This is a genomic window from Enterobacter sp. PTB, assembly GCF_051130085.1.
Classification (GTDB): domain Bacteria; phylum Pseudomonadota; class Gammaproteobacteria; order Enterobacterales; family Enterobacteriaceae; genus Enterobacter; species Enterobacter ludwigii.
In genome coordinates, this window is record NZ_JBDKEE010000013.1 from 51,517 (window position 1) to 67,544 (window position 16,028).

The following is a 16,028-nucleotide window of genomic DNA, read 5'->3' on the forward strand; positions in this document are numbered from 1 at the left end:
TCTGTTGGAGGCAAAAATGGCATTATTCGCCTCTTATAGCAAAACTGGCATACGACCAGGTTCAGGCAGAAAGGTTATCAATGAGCTGGATTGAACGAATTAAAAGCAACATAACCCCGACTCGTAAAGCGAGCATTCCTGAAGGGGTATGGACGAAGTGTGATAGCTGCGGCCAGGTTCTGTACCGCGCAGAGCTGGAACGCAATCTTGAAGTGTGTCCGAAGTGTGACCACCACATGCGTATGACGGCGCGTAATCGCCTGCATAGCCTGCTGGACGAAGGTTCTCTGGTAGAACTGGGTAGCGAGCTTGAGCCAAAAGACGTGCTGAAGTTCCGTGATTCCAAAAAATACAAAGACCGTCTGGCCTCTGCACAGAAAGAGACCGGCGAGAAAGACGCGCTGATCGTCATGAAAGGCACCCTGCACACGATGCCGGTGGTGGCTGCCGCGTTTGAGTTCTCCTTTATGGGTGGCTCAATGGGCTCTGTCGTGGGTGCGCGCTTCGTGCGTGCCGTTGAGCAGGCGCTGGAAGACAACTGCCCGCTGATCTGCTTCTCCGCTTCCGGTGGTGCACGTATGCAGGAAGCGCTGATGTCGCTGATGCAGATGGCGAAAACCTCTGCTGCGCTGGCGAAAATGCAGGAGCGCGGTTTGCCGTACATCTCCGTGCTGACCGACCCGACGATGGGTGGCGTTTCCGCAAGCTTTGCTATGCTGGGCGATCTGAACATCGCTGAGCCGAAAGCGCTGATCGGTTTTGCGGGTCCACGCGTTATCGAACAGACCGTACGTGAAAAACTGCCGCCGGGCTTCCAGCGCAGTGAGTTCCTCATCGAGAAAGGCGCTATCGACATGATCGTCCGCCGTCCAGAGATGCGTCTGAAACTGGCAAGCATCCTGGCGAAGCTGATGAATCTGCCAGCGCCGAACCCGGATGAGCCGCGCGAAGGCGTGGTGGTACCGGATCAGGAACCCGAGGCCTGATAACTGAAAAGGGCAGGGCCGGATGGCGCTGCCCTTTTGCTTTCTCAACTGTTAATGACCGGGCATCATGGAAAATAAAAGCATTCCCCAAGCCACGTCGCCCCTGGCCGCGTGGCTTTCTTATCTGGAAAACCTGCACAGTAAAACCATCGATATGGGGCTTGAGCGCGTAAGCCAGGTTGCCGCGCGTCTCGACGTACTGAAACCAGCGCCGTTTGTGTTCACCGTTGCCGGAACGAACGGTAAAGGCACGACGTGCCGCACGCTGGAATCTGTCCTGATGGCAGCAGGCTATAAGGTTGGCGTTTACAGCTCTCCACACCTCGTGCGGTATACCGAGCGGGTGCGTGTGCAAAATCGCGAGCTGCCGGAATCAGCGCATACCGCCTCTTTCGCGGAAATTGAAGCTGCGCGCGGTGAAATTTCATTAACCTATTTTGAATACGGCACCCTGTCGGCACTGTGGTTGTTTAAGCAGGCGCAGCTGGACGTGGTGATTCTGGAAGTCGGCCTCGGCGGGCGTCTTGATGCCACCAACATGGTGAATGCGGATGTGGCCGTCGTGACCAGCATTGCGCTGGATCATACCGACTGGCTGGGGCCGGATCGCGAAAGCATTGGTCGCGAGAAAGCCGGGATTTTCCGGGCGAATAAACCTGCCGTGGTCGGCGAGCCGGATATGCCGCACACCATTGCAGAGGTGGCGAATGAGACGGGAGCGCGTCTGCTGCGCCGTGGCGTAGAGTGGCAGTATGAGGTTCAGGCAGACGGCTGGCGCTTTAGCGATGCGCAGGGCGCACTGGACAACCTGCCATTGCCGCAGGTGCCGCAGCCTAACGCGGCAACCGCGCTGGCGGCACTGCGCGCAAGCGGTCTGGCGGTGAGCGAGCAGGCGATTCGCGAGGGCATTGAGCGGGCGATCCTGCCCGGGCGTTTCCAGATTGTCAGCGAGTCACCGCGCCTGATCCTTGATGTGGCGCATAACCCGCATGCCGCGGCGTATCTCGCGGGACGTCTCAAATCGTTACCAAAAACCGGGCGCGTGCTGGCGGTTATCGGTATGCTTCATGATAAAGATATTGGCGGTACGCTGGCCTGCATGGAGAGTGTGGTCGATAGCTGGTATTGTGCTCCTCTGGAGGGGCCACGCGGGGCGACCGCTGAGCAGTTGATGGAACATCTCGGCAAAGGCGCAATCTATAATAGCGTGGCTCAGGCCTGGCATGCCGCGATGGCGGATGCTAAACCAGAAGATACCGTGCTGGTGTGTGGTTCGTTCCACACGGTGGCACATGTCATGGAAGTGATGGACGCGGGGAGAACCGGTGGCGAGTAAGTTTCAGAACCGTTTAGCAGGAACAATAGTGCTGGTGGCGCTGGGAGTCATTATTCTCCCGGGCCTGCTCGACGGGCAGAAAAAGCACTATCAGGATGAGTTTGCAGCCATTCCACTGGTACCGAAACCGGGCGATCGCGACGAGCCGGATATGCTGCCTGCGGCGACACAGGCCCTTCCTGCTCAGCCGCCGGAAGGCGCAGCGGAAGAGGTTCGCGCGGGCGATGCGGCTGCGCCGTCTCTTGATCCGTCTCGTCTGGCGGCGAGCAACACCAACGATATCGATCCTGTACCGGTTCCGGTCGTGCAGCCTAAACCGGCTGAGAAACCGAAGCCGGTCGAAAAAACGCAGCCGAAACCGCAGCGTGATAAAACGAGCGAACAGCTTGCCGCAGCGACTGAGACACCGCCTCCGGCGAAACCGGCTCAGCAGGAAGCCGCACCGACGGGCAAAGCCTACGTCGTGCAGCTGGGTGCGCTGAAAAATGCCGATAAGGTCAATGAGGTGGTGGGTAAACTGCGCAGTGCGGGATATCGTGTTTACACTTCACCTTCCACGCCGGTACAGGGTAAAATTACCCGTATTCTCGTGGGGCCAGAAGCGTCCAAAGATAAGCTTAAAGGATCGCTGGGTGAGCTGAAGCAGATCTCGGGCCTGAGCGGTGTGGTGATGAGCTACAGCGCGAACTAACCCCTCCCTCACCCTTATCCTTTCTATGAGGAGAGGGTGGGGGGAAGAGTGACGGCAGACGTCCACAGAGACGTAAAAAGCCACGGCGTTGAACATTTTTTCAGCGCCTTTTTTATTTACGCGTGGGAAGGAAATCCCTACGCAAACGTTTTCTTTTTCTGTTAGAATTCGCCCCGAACTGGATGACAGGGCGTTAAATCGTGGGACACATATGGTCTGGATTGATTACGCCATCATTGCGGTGATTGGTTTTTCCTGTCTGGTTAGCCTGATCCGTGGCTTTGTTCGTGAAGCGTTATCGCTGGTAACCTGGGGTTGTGCTTTCTTTGTTGCCAGTCATTACTACACTTACCTGTCTGTCTGGTTCACGGGCTTTGAAGATGAACTGGTCCGAAATGGAATCGCTATCGCGGTGCTGTTTATCGCGACGCTGATTGTCGGCGCTATCGTAAATTACGTGATAGGTCAGCTGGTCGAGAAAACCGGTCTGTCAGGAACAGACAGGGTACTCGGGATCTGTTTCGGCGCACTACGAGGCGTGCTGATTGTGGCCGCGATCCTGTTCTTCCTGGATACCTTTACCGGGTTCTCCAAAAGTGAAGACTGGCAAAAATCGCAGCTCATTCCTGAGTTCAGTTTCATCATCAGATGGTTCTTTGACTATCTGCAAAGCTCGTCGAGTTTCTTGCCCAGAGCGTAATGCGCTCTGAGATGTGGCTTAACGAGGAAAAGACGAATGTGCGGTATTGTCGGTATCGCCGGTTTCATGCCGGTAAACCAGTCGATTTATGACGCGTTAACGGTGCTTCAGCACCGTGGGCAGGATGCTGCGGGTATCATCACCATTGATGCAAACAACTGCTTCCGTTTACGTAAGGCGAATGGTCTGGTAAATGATGTGTTTGAAGCCCGCCATATGCAGCGTCTGCAAGGTAATATGGGGATCGGTCACGTTCGTTATCCTACTGCTGGCAGTTCCAGCGCCTCTGAGGCTCAGCCTTTCTACGTCAACTCACCGTATGGCATCACGCTTGCCCACAATGGCAACCTGACCAACGCGCACGAGCTGCGTAAGAAGTTGTTCGAAGAGAAACGTCGCCACATTAACACCACCTCTGATTCTGAAATTCTGCTCAATATCTTTGCCAGCGAGCTGGATAACTTCCGTCACTACCCGCTGGAAGCAGACAACATTTTTGCCGCCGTTGCCGCGACTAACCGCCAGATCCGTGGTGCGTATGCCTGCGTGGCGATGATTATCGGCCACGGGATGGTTGCTTTCCGCGATCCAAACGGCATCCGCCCGCTGGTGCTCGGTAAGCGCGATCTCGGTGATGGTCGTACCGAATACATGGTTGCCTCTGAAAGCGTGGCGCTGGATACCCTGGGCTTCGAGTTCCTGCGTGATGTTGCGCCTGGCGAAGCGGTCTATATCACTGAGAAGGGCCAGCTGTTCACCCGCCAGTGTGCTGACAACCCGGTGAGCAATCCGTGCCTGTTTGAATATGTTTACTTCGCCCGTCCGGACTCGTTTATCGACAAGATTTCCGTTTACAGCGCGCGCGTGAACATGGGGACAAAACTTGGCGAGAAGATTGCCCGCGAATGGGACGATCTGGATATCGACGTCGTTATTCCTATTCCGGAAACGTCCTGCGATATCGCTCTGGAAATCGCCCGCATTCTGGACAAGCCATACCGTCAGGGGTTTGTGAAAAACCGCTACGTTGGTCGTACCTTTATCATGCCGGGTCAGCAGCTGCGCCGTAAGTCCGTGCGTCGTAAACTGAACGCAAACCGCGCTGAGTTCCGCGATAAAAACGTCCTGCTGGTGGATGACTCCATCGTTCGTGGCACCACCTCAGAACAGATTATTGAGATGGCGCGCGAAGCGGGTGCGAAGAAAGTGTATCTGGCCTCAGCCGCACCGGAAATTCGTTTCCCGAACGTGTACGGCATCGATATGCCAACCGCCAACGAGCTGATCGCTCACGGTCGTGAAGTGGACGAAATTCGTCAGATCATCGGTGCCGACGGCCTGATTTTCCAGGATCTGAACGATCTTATCGACGCAGTACGCGCTGAGAACCCGGATATTCAGCAGTTCGAATGCTCCGTGTTTAATGGCGTCTACGTGACGAAAGACGTTGACCAGCAGTACCTCGACTACCTTGATTCGCTGCGCAACGACGATGCGAAGGCCGTCCAGCTGCAAAACGATCTCGAAAGTTTAGAGATGCACAACGAAGGTTGATGTCTGTGCAAGTGAGGGCATTTGCCCTCACTTGCAACTCCCCGCAAAATCCTGCACAGTCTGCCCTGAAATCAGTTAGGGCGAAAATCATGAAACGACTCATTGTTGGGCTCAGTGGTGCCAGTGGCGCGATTTACGGCGTACGTCTGTTACAGGTGCTGCGCGACGTGGCAGAAGTGGAAACGCATCTGGTCATGAGCCAGGCGGCACGTCAGACCCTCTCTCTTGAAACCGACCTCTCACTGCGTGATGTCCAGGCGCTGGCGGATGTGGTTCACGATGCCCGCGATATCGCCGCCAGCATCTCCTCTGGCTCGTTTAAAACGGCGGGCATGGTTATCCTGCCTTGTTCCATTAAAACGCTCTCCGGCATTGTAAACAGCTATACCGACACGCTGGTGACACGCGCCGCGGACGTGGTGCTGAAGGAGCGTCGTCCTCTGGTTCTCTGCGTGCGGGAAACGCCGCTGCACCTGGGACATCTGCGTTTGATGACTCAGGCTGCTGAACTCGGCGCGGTGATCATGCCACCGGTACCGGCGTTCTATCACCGGCCCGTTTCACTGGATGATGTGATTAATCAGACGGTTAACCGCGTTCTCGATCAGTTTGATATCGACCTGCCCGAAGACCTCTTCACCCGCTGGCAGGGTGCCTGAATCTGTGCACTCACAGCGTGCATGAAAAGATAACGTGCCCTGTTTCAGGGCAATTATGCAACGGCGATCATATCCTCGACATTTAATTCGCTTTTTCCCTTTTTCTCTTTCCGGTTCGTTCGGCAGACCTGCTATCTTTCACCATTAAGGCAATATCGCAACGTTTTATTAACATATTTAACGTCGAACTTTTCACCAGACGGCAATGTGGCATAAGACCTGCAAGAGAAGCCTGCAACACAACACACAACACAATACATAATAAAATCACGGTACTTGAGGGTAAATGTATGAAGAAGACGGTTCTGGCTCTGTCTTTGCTGGTGGGGTTAAGTGCGGCAGCAGGTAGCTACGCAGCGCTTCCACAGACAGTTCGTATCGGTACAGACGCAACCTACGCGCCATTCTCTTCCAAGGATGCGAAAGGCGATTTCGTTGGGTTTGATATCGATCTGGGAAATGAAATGTGCAAACGCATTGCGGTGAAATGCACATGGGTGGGCAGCGACTTTGATGCGTTAATCCCGTCGCTGAAAGCCAAGAAAATCGACGCCATTATCTCTTCTCTCTCTATCACCGAAAAACGTCAGCAGGAGATTGCCTTCTCTGACAAGCTTTACGCTGCAGATTCACGTCTGATTGCCGCTAAAGGCTCCCCGATTCAACCCACCATCAACTCGCTGAAAGGTAAGCATGTCGGCGTGCTTCAAGGCTCAACGCAGGAAGGGTTTGCCAATGCGAACTGGCGTGAGAAGGGCGTCGACGTAGTGGCGTACCAGAACCAGGATCTGATCTACTCTGACCTGGCGGCAGGCCGTCTGGATGCGGCATTCCAGGATGAAGTCGCCGCGAGCGAAGGCTTCCTGAAACAGCCAGCGGGCAAAGAGTACGCTTTTGCTGGCCCGTCCGTGAAAGACAAAAAGTACTTTGGTGACGGTACGGGTATCGGCCTGCGTAAGGACGATACCGAGCTGAAAGCCGCCTTCGACAAAGCGTTTGCTGAGCTGCGTAAAGACGGTACCTACGACAAACTGGCGAAGAAATACTTCGACTTCAACGTCTACGGTGACTAATACCTGACGGCAATGCACTGCTGAGGTGCATTGACTGGCGGGATGATCCAATATGGTGCAATTAATGCACTGTATTGGATCGCTGTGTGCATACTTACGCATTTATAATGCAAAAAATCCCGGCTCAAAGGCATTATTCTTTGCCTGACGGAGGGGATTGATGGCACATTAGCACCACCCCGTCGTCGTAAAAATCCCGTATGTAGACAGTTTGTTGAGGACAGATATGAAAAAACTAGTATTGTCACTTTCTCTGGTGCTGGCCTTTTCCAGCGCCACCGCGGCATTCGCAGCAATTCCGCAGAAAATTCGAATCGGTACCGATCCTACCTATGCACCGTTCGAATCGAAGAATTCTAAAGGTGAATTGGTTGGTTTTGACATCGATCTGGCCAACGAACTGTGCAAACGCATCAAAGCGCAGTGTACCTACGTTGAGAACCCACTGGACGCGCTGATCCCGTCGCTGAAAGCGAAAAAAATCGACGTAATTATGTCCTCGCTCTCCATCACTGAAAAACGCCAGCAGGAGATTGCTTTCACGGACAAACTCTACGCGGCAGATTCACGTCTGGTCGTCGCCAAATCTTCCGACATTCAGCCCACTCTCGAGTCGCTGAAAGGCAAACGCGTGGGCGTGCTGCAGGGGACTACTCAGGAAACCTACGGTAATGAACACTGGGCGCCGAAAGGGATTGAAATCGTCTCTTATCAGGGACAGGAAAATATCTACGCTGACCTGACGGCAGGCCGCATTGACGCGGCATTCCAGGATGAAGTCGCGGCGAGCGAAGGCTTCCTGAAGCAGCCGGTCGGCAAAGACTATAAGTTTGGCGGTCCATCCATCAAGGATGTGAAGTTGTTTGGTGTAGGCACCGGTATGGGCCTGCGCAAGGAAGACAACGAACTGCGTGAAGCGCTGAACAAAGCCTTTGCCGAAATGCGCGCTGACGGCACGTACGAGAAAATTGCGAAAAAATACTTCGATTTCAATGTTTACGGCGGCTAATCGCCCCGTCAAATAACGTGCAGCCCCTCCCACTGTGGGAGGGGAAAAGACACGGTTCCACCACTCACGATACGACAGGGCTCGCGGTATGCTGTACGGATTTTCTGGCGTTATTTTACAGGGCGCGCTTGTCACCCTTGAGCTGGCTCTCAGTTCCGTGGTGCTGGCGGTGCTGATAGGTCTGGCGGGCGCAGGGGCGAAGCTTTCGGCTAACAAGCCGCTGGCGCTGATTTTTGAAGGCTATACGACGCTGATTCGCGGTGTTCCCGATCTGGTGCTGATGCTTCTGATCTTTTACGGTCTGCAGATTGCGCTTAACAGCGTGACGGACGCAATGGGTATGGGACAAATCGATATCGACCCGATGGTGGCCGGTATCATTACACTCGGTTTTATCTACGGGGCCTACTTCACCGAAACCTTCCGCGGCGCGTATATGGCTGTGCCGAAAGGCCACATTGAAGCGGCAACCGCATTCGGTTTCACCTCCTCACAGACGTTTCGTCGAATCATGTTCCCGGCCATGATGCGCTATGCGCTTCCAGGTATCGGTAACAACTGGCAGGTTATTCTTAAGGCAACCGCGCTGGTCTCTCTGCTTGGCCTGGAAGATGTGGTGAAAGCGACCCAGCTTGCCGGCAAAAGCACCTGGGAGCCGTTCTACTTTGCGGTGGTATGTGGCGTAATCTATCTGGTCTTTACGACCGCCTCCAATGGTGTGCTGCTTCTGCTCGAACGTCGCTACTCCGTGGGTGTGAAGAGGGCTGATCTGTGATTGAGATTATTCAGGAATACTGGAAATCGCTGCTGTGGACAGATGGCTATCGCTTCACCGGCGTCGCCATTACGCTCTGGCTTCTGATCTCCTCCGTGGTGATGGGCGGCATTCTGGCGGTATTTCTCGCCATTGGTCGTGTGTCGAACAATAAATTTATCCAGTTCCCAATCTGGTTGTTTACCTATGTGTTTCGCGGTACGCCGCTATACGTGCAACTGCTGGTGTTCTATTCGGGGATGTACACGCTTGAGATCGTAAAAGGCACTGAAATGCTCAATGCGTTCTTCCGCAGCGGTCTGAACTGTACGGTGCTGGCATTGACGCTCAATACCTGCGCCTATACCACCGAGATTTTCGCAGGGGCGATTCGCTCTGTCCCGTACGGTGAGATTGAAGCGGCGCGTGCGTACGGCTTCTCCTCCGTGAAGCTTTACCGTTGCATCATTCTGCCGTCGGCGCTGCGTATTGCGTTACCGGCGTACAGTAACGAAGTGATTCTGATGCTGCACTCCACGGCGCTGGCCTTTACCGCCACGGTGCCGGACTTACTGAAGATTGCCCGGGATATTAACTCGGCAACCTATCAGCCGTTTACCGCATTCGGTATTGCGGCAGTGCTTTATTTGATAATTTCATACGTCCTGATTAGCCTGTTCCGTAAGGCAGAAAAACGCTGGTTGCAGCATATAAAACCTTCTTCGACGCACTGAGAATGATGATGGCTGAGAACAAATTAAACGTTATTGATCTGCACAAACGCTATGGCGAACATGAAGTGCTGAAAGGGGTGTCGCTGCAGGCAAACGCGGGCGATGTCATCAGTATTATCGGCTCATCCGGCTCCGGTAAAAGTACTTTCCTGCGCTGCATTAACTTCCTCGAAAAACCGAGCGAAGGCTCAATTGTGGTGAGCGGGCAGAACATCAATCTGGTGCGTGACAAAGACGGCCAGCTGAAGGTGGCGGATAAAAATCAGCTGCGTCTGTTGCGTACGCGCCTGACGATGGTTTTCCAGCACTTTAATCTCTGGAGCCATATGACGGTACTGGAGAACGTAATGGAAGCGCCAATCCAGGTGCTGGGTCTCAGCAAACAGGACGCCCGCGACCGTGCGGTGAAATACCTGGCGAAAGTGGGTATTGATGAGCGCCAGCAGATGAAGTATCCGGTACATCTGTCCGGCGGGCAGCAGCAGCGTGTATCCATTGCCCGCGCGCTGGCGATGGAGCCGGAAGTCTTGCTGTTCGACGAACCGACCTCCGCGCTGGACCCGGAACTCGTTGGCGAAGTGCTGCGCATCATGCAGAAGCTCGCCGAAGAGGGCAAAACGATGGTGGTGGTGACGCACGAGATGGGCTTTGCCCGGAACGTCTCTAACCACGTCATCTTCCTGCATCAGGGTAAAATCGAAGAGCAGGGGCATCCCGATGAGGTGTTAGCGAACCCGCAAAGCCCGCGTCTGCAGCAGTTCCTGAAGGGATCTTTGAAGTAGGTTTTGCCTTTCCCCTCTCCCTGTGGGAGAGGGCCGGAGTGTGGGCATCAGACCGCACCACACTCCAGTCGATACACCCAGTCGTCATACCGCACACCGTTAATCTCATACGCTTTTTCCAGCACCTGCGTGCGCACAAAACCTGCTTTCTCCAGTACCCGGACTGACCCACCGTTGTCTGCCAGCACATATGCGTTAATCGCCTTTACGCCCGTCTGGTTAAATGCGTAGTCACACACCGCGCGCAGTGCCTCACTGGCGATGCCCTGTCCCTGCACGGCAGGCACGACCGTATAGCCGATATCCGCCTCTTCACGATTTTCAGCGCTGATTTGCAGGCCGATATCGCCCAGCGGGGTCTCTTCATCGCGTAAGCGGATAACGAATACATGCGCTGCCGTCAGTCGTGCGGCAAACAGGCGTCGGGTCTCTTTTTCCGGGGCGATAGCGGCCATATACTGCATGATGGCACGATCTTCACGCAGGGCACGGAAAAAAGGCCAGTCAGTGGGTTCGAAGGGCGTGAGGTGGAGCCGGGGAGTGGTAATGGTTGCCATAGATATGCCATTTGGTCGGAACATGGCATATCACTGTAACATTATCTCACCACATCCCCCAGCGCCTCTTCTAAGTCATACCAGCGGAACGCAAACCCGGCCGCTTCCAGCCGTTTTGGCAGGGCCCGTTGCCCGCCTAACACCAGCACGGATGCTTCACCCATCATCAGGCGGATCACCGTAGCAGGCACGCGCAAAATCGCCGGGCGATGCAGGGCATGTCCGAGAGCATGGGCAAACTGTTCGTTTCGCACCGGGTAGGGCGCAACCATATTAAACGGCCCGCGCAAATCGTTATCCAGCAGCCAGAGAATACCGTTGACCATATCGTCGATATGGATCCACGCCAGATACTGACGGCCATTGCCGATTGGCCCGCCAAGACCGAGCCTGAAAGGGGGGAGCATCTTCGCCAGAATGCCGCCTTTTGGGGCAAGGACCACACCGGTGCGGAGCAGGCAGACGCGGGTATGATCGCTTTGCGCAGCACAGGCGATACGCTCCCACTGGGCGCAAAGTTTATGGGTAAACTCGTTGTGGGGCGGCTCTTCTTCCGTTACCACCACCTCGCCGAGATCGCCGTAATACCCTACGGCGGAACCCGAAATGAGAACCGACGGCGGGGTATGACTGTTACGGATAAGCTCAACCAGCTTCTCGGTAAGGGTCCACCGGCTGCTGCACAGGAGCTGTTTTTGCTCTTCCGTCCAGCGCTTATCGGCGATCGGTTCGCCTGCCAGGTTGATGACGGCGTCAAATCCGTCCAGATTCTGCTGCTCGGCCAGATTTCTCCAGATGTCGATACCTGCGCCCAGCACCTGTCGCGCTTTCTCTGGACTGCGCGTCACCACGGTAATGTCGTGATGCAACGCCTGCAGACGCGCAATGAGATGGCGACCAATCAGGCCGGTACCGCCGGTCAGCAAAATCTTCATACAACCTCCAGGGTTACGCCTGGCGTTGCCAGCTTAACGTCATCGAGACGGAATCGGCGTAACGCAGGGCGTGAAGTTTATCGATCTCTACTTCAGCATAAGTGACCCAGTGATGATCGCGTGCGATGTCGAGCACATCCTGAGTTAATTTTTCCAGTAAAGAGAAGCGGTTGTTTTCCACGTACTGGATGATTTTTTTGGTTATCGTGCGGTAGTTCAGCGCATCATTAATGTCTTCGCTGGCCCGCGCTTTCTCAGCCGGGTAGTGGATAACCACATTAATCACGATATCCTGACGGTTGGCGATCTCTTCCTCTTTGATTCCGATGAAGGTGCGTAGGCGTAAATTTTTTATACGAATAATAGCGTCATGCTGTGACATTGCAGGTCTTCTCCGTGTCAGAATTTCCTTCACATAATACATGAGAGCCTCTCCGGCACACACCAGCCACCGGCTTAAATTTGCTGGATTTTTTGCATGGCGCGTTCGGTGGCCGGACGCGTGCGGATTCGTTCAAACCAGTTGTTCACCGCCGGGTAAGACGCCAGGTCAATGCGGTGCTTTTCATGGGTATTCACCCAGGGCCAGCAGGCAATGTCGGCGATGCTGTAATGATCCCCGCCGAGCCACGGTGCTTTCTCCAGCCGACGGTTCAGAACGCCGTATAACCGCTGGGTTTCCACCTGATAGCGTTCGATAGCATAAGGAATCGGCTGCGGCGCGTAGGCAGTAAAATGGTGGTTTTGTCCGAGCATTGGCCCCAGACCGCTCGTCTGCCAGAAAAGCCACTGCAGCGTGTGGTGACGCTCGCGCAACTCTCCGCTCAGCAATTTGCCTGTCTTCTCTGCCAGATAGAGCAATATTTCTCCGGATTCAAACAGGCTCAACGGCTTGCCCCCATCGGCAGGATGGTTATCAATAATGGCCGGGATTTTATTGTTTGGCGATATAGCCAGAAAGAGAGGACTGAACTGATCGCCTTTGCTGATATCCACGCGAATGATCCTGTAATCCAGTTCGGCTTCCTCAAGAAAGAGGGTGATCTTATGGCCGTTCGGGGTGGGGGCATAATAAAGGTCGATCATTCTCAACTCCTGTCAGTGAAAATAGTGACGCCATGAAAAATGAGTATAGGTGGTTGTTGTAAATCGTGAGTTTTCATCAAGTGACAGCGAGGCAAAGAGATTATATGTTGAATGAAAACCGATCAGCCGATGAGGATGTTATGAACCAGCCCGTAATCACGTTATGGTCCGATGCAGATTTCTTTTCTCCCTATGTTCTGAGCGCGTATGTGGCGCTGGCCGAAAAAGGACTGTCATTTACGCTAAAGACGGTGGATCTGGGCGGCGGTGAACATCTGAAACCCCAGTGGCAGGGCTACGCCCTGACCCGTCGCGTACCGGTGCTGGACATTGATGGCTTCGCGCTGAGTGAATCGTCGGCGATCGATGAGTATCTGGAAGATCGGTTCGCACCACCTGAGTGGGAGCGCATCTACCCTCACGATCTGCAAAAACGTGCCCGCGCACGTCAGATCCAGGCGTGGCTGCGCAGCGATTTGGTGCCGATTCGCGTGGAACGCTCCACGGATGTGGTGTTTGCCGGGGTGAAAAAACCGGCGCTGAGTAAAGACGGTGCGGCCAGTGCCCAAAAACTGATCGATACCGCGACTTCTCTGCTGGCTCATGGTAATCCAAATTTATTCGGCGAGTGGTGTATTGCCGATACCGATCTGGCGCTGATGCTGAACCGTCTGATCCTCAATGGAGATGAGGTGCCTCAGCTGCTGGTGGATTATGCCGCGTTTCAGTGGCAACGCGCCTCAGTGCAGCGCTATGTGGCACTCTCCGCTAAGCGGGCGGGCTGATATAGCCTGACGCTTCAGGTATGATAGGGCAGTCTGATTTCCAGGGAGTGACTGATGAAACTGATGTTTGCGTCTGATATCCATGGTTCGCTGCCCGCGACCGAGCGTGTTCTTTCTCTGTTTGCTCAAAGCAGGGCGCAATGGCTGGTGATTCTGGGGGATGTGTTAAATCATGGTCCGCGCAATGCGCTGCCGGAAGGCTATGCACCGGCGCAGGTAGCGGAAAAACTCAACCAGTATGCTTCGCGCATTATCGCCGTTCGCGGTAACTGCGACAGTGAAGTGGACCAGATGCTGCTGGATTTTCCCATCACTGCCCCCTGGCAACAGGTGCTGATGGAAAATAGCCGTCTGTTCCTGACCCATGGTCATCTTTTTAGCCCGGAAAATCTCCCGGCACTGGCGGCTGGCGATGTCCTGGTTTACGGTCATACTCATATTCCGGTGGCAGAAAAACGCGGCGAGATGTATCACTTTAACCCCGGTTCGGTCAGCATACCGAAAGGTGGAAATCCAGCAAGCTATGGCATGCTCGATGAGAATACGTTAAGCGTAATCGCACTTAATGATCAGCAAGTTATTGCGCAAATAGCGATTAATCCGTAAGTTACACCTCAACTGCAAACGCGCCGAAAGAGCGCTTAGACGAGAAGGTTTCCCGATGGTGGAGCAGAGTCATTTGGCAAGTACAGAGTGGGTTGACATTGTCAACGAAGAGAATGAAGTGATCGCGCAGGCCAGCCGCGAACAAATGCGCGCGGAGCGTCTGCGTCACCGTGCGACATACATCGTTGTGCATGACGGGATGGGCAAAATTCTGGTCCAGCGCCGCACGGACACCAAAGATTTTCTCCCTGGTATGCTGGATGCAACTGCAGGCGGCGTTGTTCAGGCGGATGAAGTTCTGCTGGACTCCGCGCGTCGTGAAGCGGAAGAAGAGTTAGGGATTGCCGGCGTGCCGTTTGCCGAGCATGGTCAGTTCTATTTCGAGGACGAACATTGCCGCGTCTGGGGCGGGCTGTTTAGCTGCGTTTCCCATGGCCCGTTCGCCCTGCAGGAAGAAGAAGTGAGCGAAGTGAACTGGATGACGCCGGAAGAAATTACCGCGCGTTGCGACGAGTTCACCCCGGATTCGTTAAAAGCGCTGGCGCTGTGGATGACCCGCAACGCTAAAAACGAATCCACGAAAGCGGAAAAAGAGGAAGAGGCGGAGTAAGCCTCAACAGCTCTCCCGCAGACACAGGCTGGACGCGATGGGTTTATGATCGCGCCAGTCTCCATCATTCAGACGTTCCAGTAACGCGCGTCCCGCTTCAATCCCAATCTTACGATGTGGCACTGCCATGGTCGTCAGCGGTGGCTGACAGACCCGGCTCACGTCGCTATCGCCAAAACCCACCACGGCCAGATCGTCCGGTACTTTTATACGCCGACGCTGGCATTCATAAAGTGCCCCGCAGGCCAGTTCATCCGACACGCACACCAGTGCATCCAGCTCTGGCCACGCCAGCAGGAACTCCGGCAGTTGCGCCGCACCCGTGGAAAAACTCGGTGGCATGGCGGCGTTAATCACCCGGTTTGGTGACATATGGTGGCGAAGCATCGCTTTGTACCAGCCCTGTAAATGCTGCTGGAAAATCCACTGCTCCTGGTTAGCACACAGCAGGCCAATATTCTGGTAGCCGCGCTTAATAACCATCTCCGTCAGTTCGTACATCGCCGCGACATTATCAATCCCGATATTCATATCAATAGGATCGGCGCGCATGGCCCCCATTTCCATGACCGGAATGGAGGCGTTTTTCAGCCAGTGGCGGACAGTATCGGAGTGTTCAACGCTGAGCAAAATCGCAGCGGCAATGTTCGAGGCCAGCAGCGTCTCCAGCAATTTTTCTTCCTGCTCGAGTCGATGCTGTGATTCGGCCAGCATGATCTGGTATCCGGCAGGCTGCAGCACCTGCTGAAGCCCGGCGAACATCTCCGAGCAACCGGATTCGGAGAGATTAGGAACGACCATCGCAATCGTCCATGACGATGCCGAGGCCAGCGCGCTGGCAGCAAGATTAGGCATGTAACCCAATTCCTGTACAGCGGCTTCTATTTTTTCTCGCAGTTTATCGGAAACCTGTTCAGGCGTGCGGAGTGCACGGGACACGGTCATCGTGCCCACCCCGGCAAGCTGTGCGACATCGGCGAGTGTCACTTTACCGGTACTGCGCCGTTTTCGGGTTAGAGACATACACCTTCCTGCTGACCAGACGCGTTTTTATTATCATCCTTCGTTTCACGTGAAACGCAGTATACGCCTTAAATCCCTTTTTTTGCTGTGAATTCACACCATGATTACAATTTGATAGCGCTATCACACTTCTGAATGTTAGCGATTG

General features: G+C 54.5%; 19 protein-coding genes. 14 read left to right on the forward strand and 5 right to left on the reverse strand.

Annotated elements, in window-relative coordinates; genetic code table 11:
• The first annotated feature begins 80 nt into the window (after nucleotides 1-80).
• The 11 genes from accD (at nucleotide 81) to hisP (ending at nucleotide 10,278) form a co-directional block, all read left to right on the forward strand.
• On the forward strand, nucleotides 81-986 hold the full coding sequence (accD, locus tag AAIR21_RS16560) for an acetyl-CoA carboxylase, carboxyltransferase subunit beta (protein ID WP_020883123.1): 906 nt from the start codon (nucleotides 81-83) through the stop codon (nucleotides 984-986).
• Nucleotides 987-1,053: 67 nt separating this feature from the next.
• Nucleotides 1,054-2,322 (forward strand): bifunctional tetrahydrofolate synthase/dihydrofolate synthase, encoded by a 1,269-nt coding sequence (gene folC / locus AAIR21_RS16565; RefSeq protein WP_032678618.1) that lies wholly within the window; start codon nucleotides 1,054-1,056, stop codon nucleotides 2,320-2,322.
• A complete protein-coding gene (dedD, locus tag AAIR21_RS16570; RefSeq protein ID WP_014171030.1) occupies nucleotides 2,312-3,013 on the forward strand; it encodes a cell division protein DedD in 702 nt (233 codons plus the stop codon). Before folC ends, dedD begins: the two co-directional genes overlap by 11 nt.
• 211 nt (nucleotides 3,014-3,224) lie before the next feature.
• Complete coding sequence (gene cvpA, locus AAIR21_RS16575) at nucleotides 3,225-3,713, forward strand: colicin V production protein (RefSeq protein ID WP_000262116.1); 489 nt, start codon at nucleotides 3,225-3,227, stop codon at nucleotides 3,711-3,713.
• Between the two features lie 36 nt (nucleotides 3,714-3,749).
• Nucleotides 3,750-5,267, forward strand: coding sequence for an amidophosphoribosyltransferase (gene purF, locus AAIR21_RS16580; protein ID WP_014171028.1), 1,518 nt, complete (start codon nucleotides 3,750-3,752; stop codon nucleotides 5,265-5,267).
• Between the two features lie 89 nt (nucleotides 5,268-5,356).
• Entirely contained in the window at nucleotides 5,357-5,926 is a 570-nt protein-coding gene (locus tag AAIR21_RS16585) for a UbiX family flavin prenyltransferase (RefSeq protein ID WP_014171027.1), read from the forward strand.
• A gap of 290 nt (nucleotides 5,927-6,216) precedes the next feature.
• Nucleotides 6,217-6,999 carry a lysine/arginine/ornithine ABC transporter substrate-binding protein ArgT gene (argT, locus tag AAIR21_RS16590; RefSeq protein ID WP_183516123.1) on the forward strand — a complete coding sequence of 261 codons (783 nt, stop codon included), beginning with the start codon at nucleotides 6,217-6,219 and terminating at the stop codon, nucleotides 6,997-6,999.
• 226 nt (nucleotides 7,000-7,225) lie between these two features.
• Nucleotides 7,226-8,008 (forward strand): histidine ABC transporter substrate-binding protein HisJ, encoded by a 783-nt coding sequence (gene hisJ / locus AAIR21_RS16595; protein ID WP_020883126.1) that lies wholly within the window; start codon nucleotides 7,226-7,228, stop codon nucleotides 8,006-8,008.
• A gap of 88 nt (nucleotides 8,009-8,096) precedes the next feature.
• A complete protein-coding gene (locus AAIR21_RS16600) occupies nucleotides 8,097-8,783 on the forward strand; it encodes a histidine ABC transporter permease HisQ (RefSeq protein ID WP_020883127.1) in 687 nt (228 codons plus the stop codon).
• Complete coding sequence (locus tag AAIR21_RS16605; RefSeq protein ID WP_008502590.1) at nucleotides 8,780-9,496, forward strand: ABC transporter permease; 717 nt, start codon at nucleotides 8,780-8,782, stop codon at nucleotides 9,494-9,496. The genes AAIR21_RS16600 and AAIR21_RS16605 overlap by 4 nt, the downstream gene beginning before the upstream one ends.
• An 8-nt stretch (nucleotides 9,497-9,504) precedes the next feature.
• Entirely contained in the window at nucleotides 9,505-10,278 is a 774-nt protein-coding gene (gene hisP / locus AAIR21_RS16610; protein WP_020883129.1) for a histidine ABC transporter ATP-binding protein HisP, read from the forward strand.
• A 47-nt stretch (nucleotides 10,279-10,325) separates the two neighbouring features.
• On the opposite strand, the gene AAIR21_RS16615 is transcribed toward hisP, so the two are convergent.
• The 4 genes from AAIR21_RS16615 to yfcG all read right to left on the reverse strand — a co-directional run bounded on the left by AAIR21_RS16615 (nucleotide 10,326) and on the right by yfcG (nucleotide 12,856).
• The gene (locus tag AAIR21_RS16615; RefSeq protein ID WP_079231823.1) at nucleotides 10,326-10,835 is read right to left on the reverse strand and encodes a GNAT family N-acetyltransferase; all 510 of its coding nucleotides are present in this window, start codon (nucleotides 10,833-10,835) and stop codon (nucleotides 10,326-10,328) included.
• A 41-nt stretch (nucleotides 10,836-10,876) separates the two neighbouring features.
• Nucleotides 10,877-11,770, reverse strand: coding sequence for a TIGR01777 family oxidoreductase (locus AAIR21_RS16620; RefSeq protein ID WP_014171021.1), 894 nt, complete (start codon nucleotides 11,768-11,770; stop codon nucleotides 10,877-10,879).
• A 13-nt stretch (nucleotides 11,771-11,783) separates the two neighbouring features.
• Complete coding sequence (gene folX, locus AAIR21_RS16625) at nucleotides 11,784-12,152, reverse strand: dihydroneopterin triphosphate 2'-epimerase (protein ID WP_020883131.1); 369 nt, start codon at nucleotides 12,150-12,152, stop codon at nucleotides 11,784-11,786.
• Nucleotides 12,153-12,226: 74 nt separating this feature from the next.
• On the reverse strand, nucleotides 12,227-12,856 hold the full coding sequence (gene yfcG, locus AAIR21_RS16630; protein WP_020883132.1) for a GSH-dependent disulfide bond oxidoreductase: 630 nt from the start codon (nucleotides 12,854-12,856) through the stop codon (nucleotides 12,227-12,229).
• 140 nt (nucleotides 12,857-12,996) lie between these two features.
• On the opposite strand from yfcG, the gene yfcF reads away from it, so the two are divergent.
• Genes yfcF through yfcD form a run of 3 tightly spaced genes read left to right on the forward strand, consistent with a single transcriptional unit; the run spans nucleotide 12,997 to nucleotide 14,857 of the window.
• A complete protein-coding gene (gene yfcF, locus AAIR21_RS16635; RefSeq protein WP_032681959.1) occupies nucleotides 12,997-13,641 on the forward strand; it encodes a glutathione transferase in 645 nt (214 codons plus the stop codon).
• Between the two features lie 54 nt (nucleotides 13,642-13,695).
• On the forward strand, nucleotides 13,696-14,247 hold the full coding sequence (gene yfcE, locus AAIR21_RS16640; protein ID WP_063214712.1) for a phosphodiesterase: 552 nt from the start codon (nucleotides 13,696-13,698) through the stop codon (nucleotides 14,245-14,247).
• A gap of 55 nt (nucleotides 14,248-14,302) precedes the next feature.
• Nucleotides 14,303-14,857, forward strand: coding sequence for an NUDIX hydrolase YfcD (gene yfcD, locus AAIR21_RS16645; protein ID WP_014171016.1), 555 nt, complete (start codon nucleotides 14,303-14,305; stop codon nucleotides 14,855-14,857).
• Nucleotides 14,858-14,860: 3 nt separating this feature from the next.
• Here the strand turns inward: yfcD and AAIR21_RS16650 are convergent, their stop codons facing one another.
• A complete protein-coding gene (locus AAIR21_RS16650) occupies nucleotides 14,861-15,880 on the reverse strand; it encodes a LacI family DNA-binding transcriptional regulator (protein WP_014171015.1) in 1,020 nt (339 codons plus the stop codon).
• Nucleotides 15,881-16,028 lie beyond the last annotated feature (148 nt).

What these genes read in the sequence shown, in the direction of transcription:
- accD (WP_020883123.1), top strand. Translation starts at nt 81, where the DNA reads ATGAGCTGGATTGAACGAATTAAAAGCAACATAACCCCGACTCGTAAA.
- folC (WP_032678618.1), top strand. Translation starts at nt 1,054, where the DNA reads ATGGAAAATAAAAGCATTCCCCAAGCCACGTCGCCCCTGGCCGCGTGG.
- cvpA (WP_000262116.1), top strand. Translation starts at nt 3,225, where the DNA reads ATGGTCTGGATTGATTACGCCATCATTGCGGTGATTGGTTTTTCCTGT.
- purF (WP_014171028.1), top strand. Translation starts at nt 3,750, where the DNA reads ATGTGCGGTATTGTCGGTATCGCCGGTTTCATGCCGGTAAACCAGTCG.
- AAIR21_RS16585 (WP_014171027.1), top strand. Translation starts at nt 5,357, where the DNA reads ATGAAACGACTCATTGTTGGGCTCAGTGGTGCCAGTGGCGCGATTTAC.
- argT (WP_183516123.1), top strand. Translation starts at nt 6,217, where the DNA reads ATGAAGAAGACGGTTCTGGCTCTGTCTTTGCTGGTGGGGTTAAGTGCG.
- hisJ (WP_020883126.1), top strand. Translation starts at nt 7,226, where the DNA reads ATGAAAAAACTAGTATTGTCACTTTCTCTGGTGCTGGCCTTTTCCAGC.
- AAIR21_RS16600 (WP_020883127.1), top strand. Translation starts at nt 8,097, where the DNA reads ATGCTGTACGGATTTTCTGGCGTTATTTTACAGGGCGCGCTTGTCACC.
- hisP (WP_020883129.1), top strand. Translation starts at nt 9,505, where the DNA reads ATGGCTGAGAACAAATTAAACGTTATTGATCTGCACAAACGCTATGGC.
- AAIR21_RS16615 (WP_079231823.1), bottom strand. Translation starts at nt 10,835, where the DNA reads ATGGCAACCATTACCACTCCCCGGCTCCACCTCACGCCCTTCGAACCC.
- AAIR21_RS16620 (WP_014171021.1), bottom strand. Translation starts at nt 11,770, where the DNA reads ATGAAGATTTTGCTGACCGGCGGTACCGGCCTGATTGGTCGCCATCTC.
- folX (WP_020883131.1), bottom strand. Translation starts at nt 12,152, where the DNA reads ATGTCACAGCATGACGCTATTATTCGTATAAAAAATTTACGCCTACGC.
- yfcG (WP_020883132.1), bottom strand. Translation starts at nt 12,856, where the DNA reads ATGATCGACCTTTATTATGCCCCCACCCCGAACGGCCATAAGATCACC.
- yfcF (WP_032681959.1), top strand. Translation starts at nt 12,997, where the DNA reads ATGAACCAGCCCGTAATCACGTTATGGTCCGATGCAGATTTCTTTTCT.
- yfcE (WP_063214712.1), top strand. Translation starts at nt 13,696, where the DNA reads ATGAAACTGATGTTTGCGTCTGATATCCATGGTTCGCTGCCCGCGACC.
- yfcD (WP_014171016.1), top strand. Translation starts at nt 14,303, where the DNA reads ATGGTGGAGCAGAGTCATTTGGCAAGTACAGAGTGGGTTGACATTGTC.
- AAIR21_RS16650 (WP_014171015.1), bottom strand. Translation starts at nt 15,880, where the DNA reads ATGTCTCTAACCCGAAAACGGCGCAGTACCGGTAAAGTGACACTCGCC.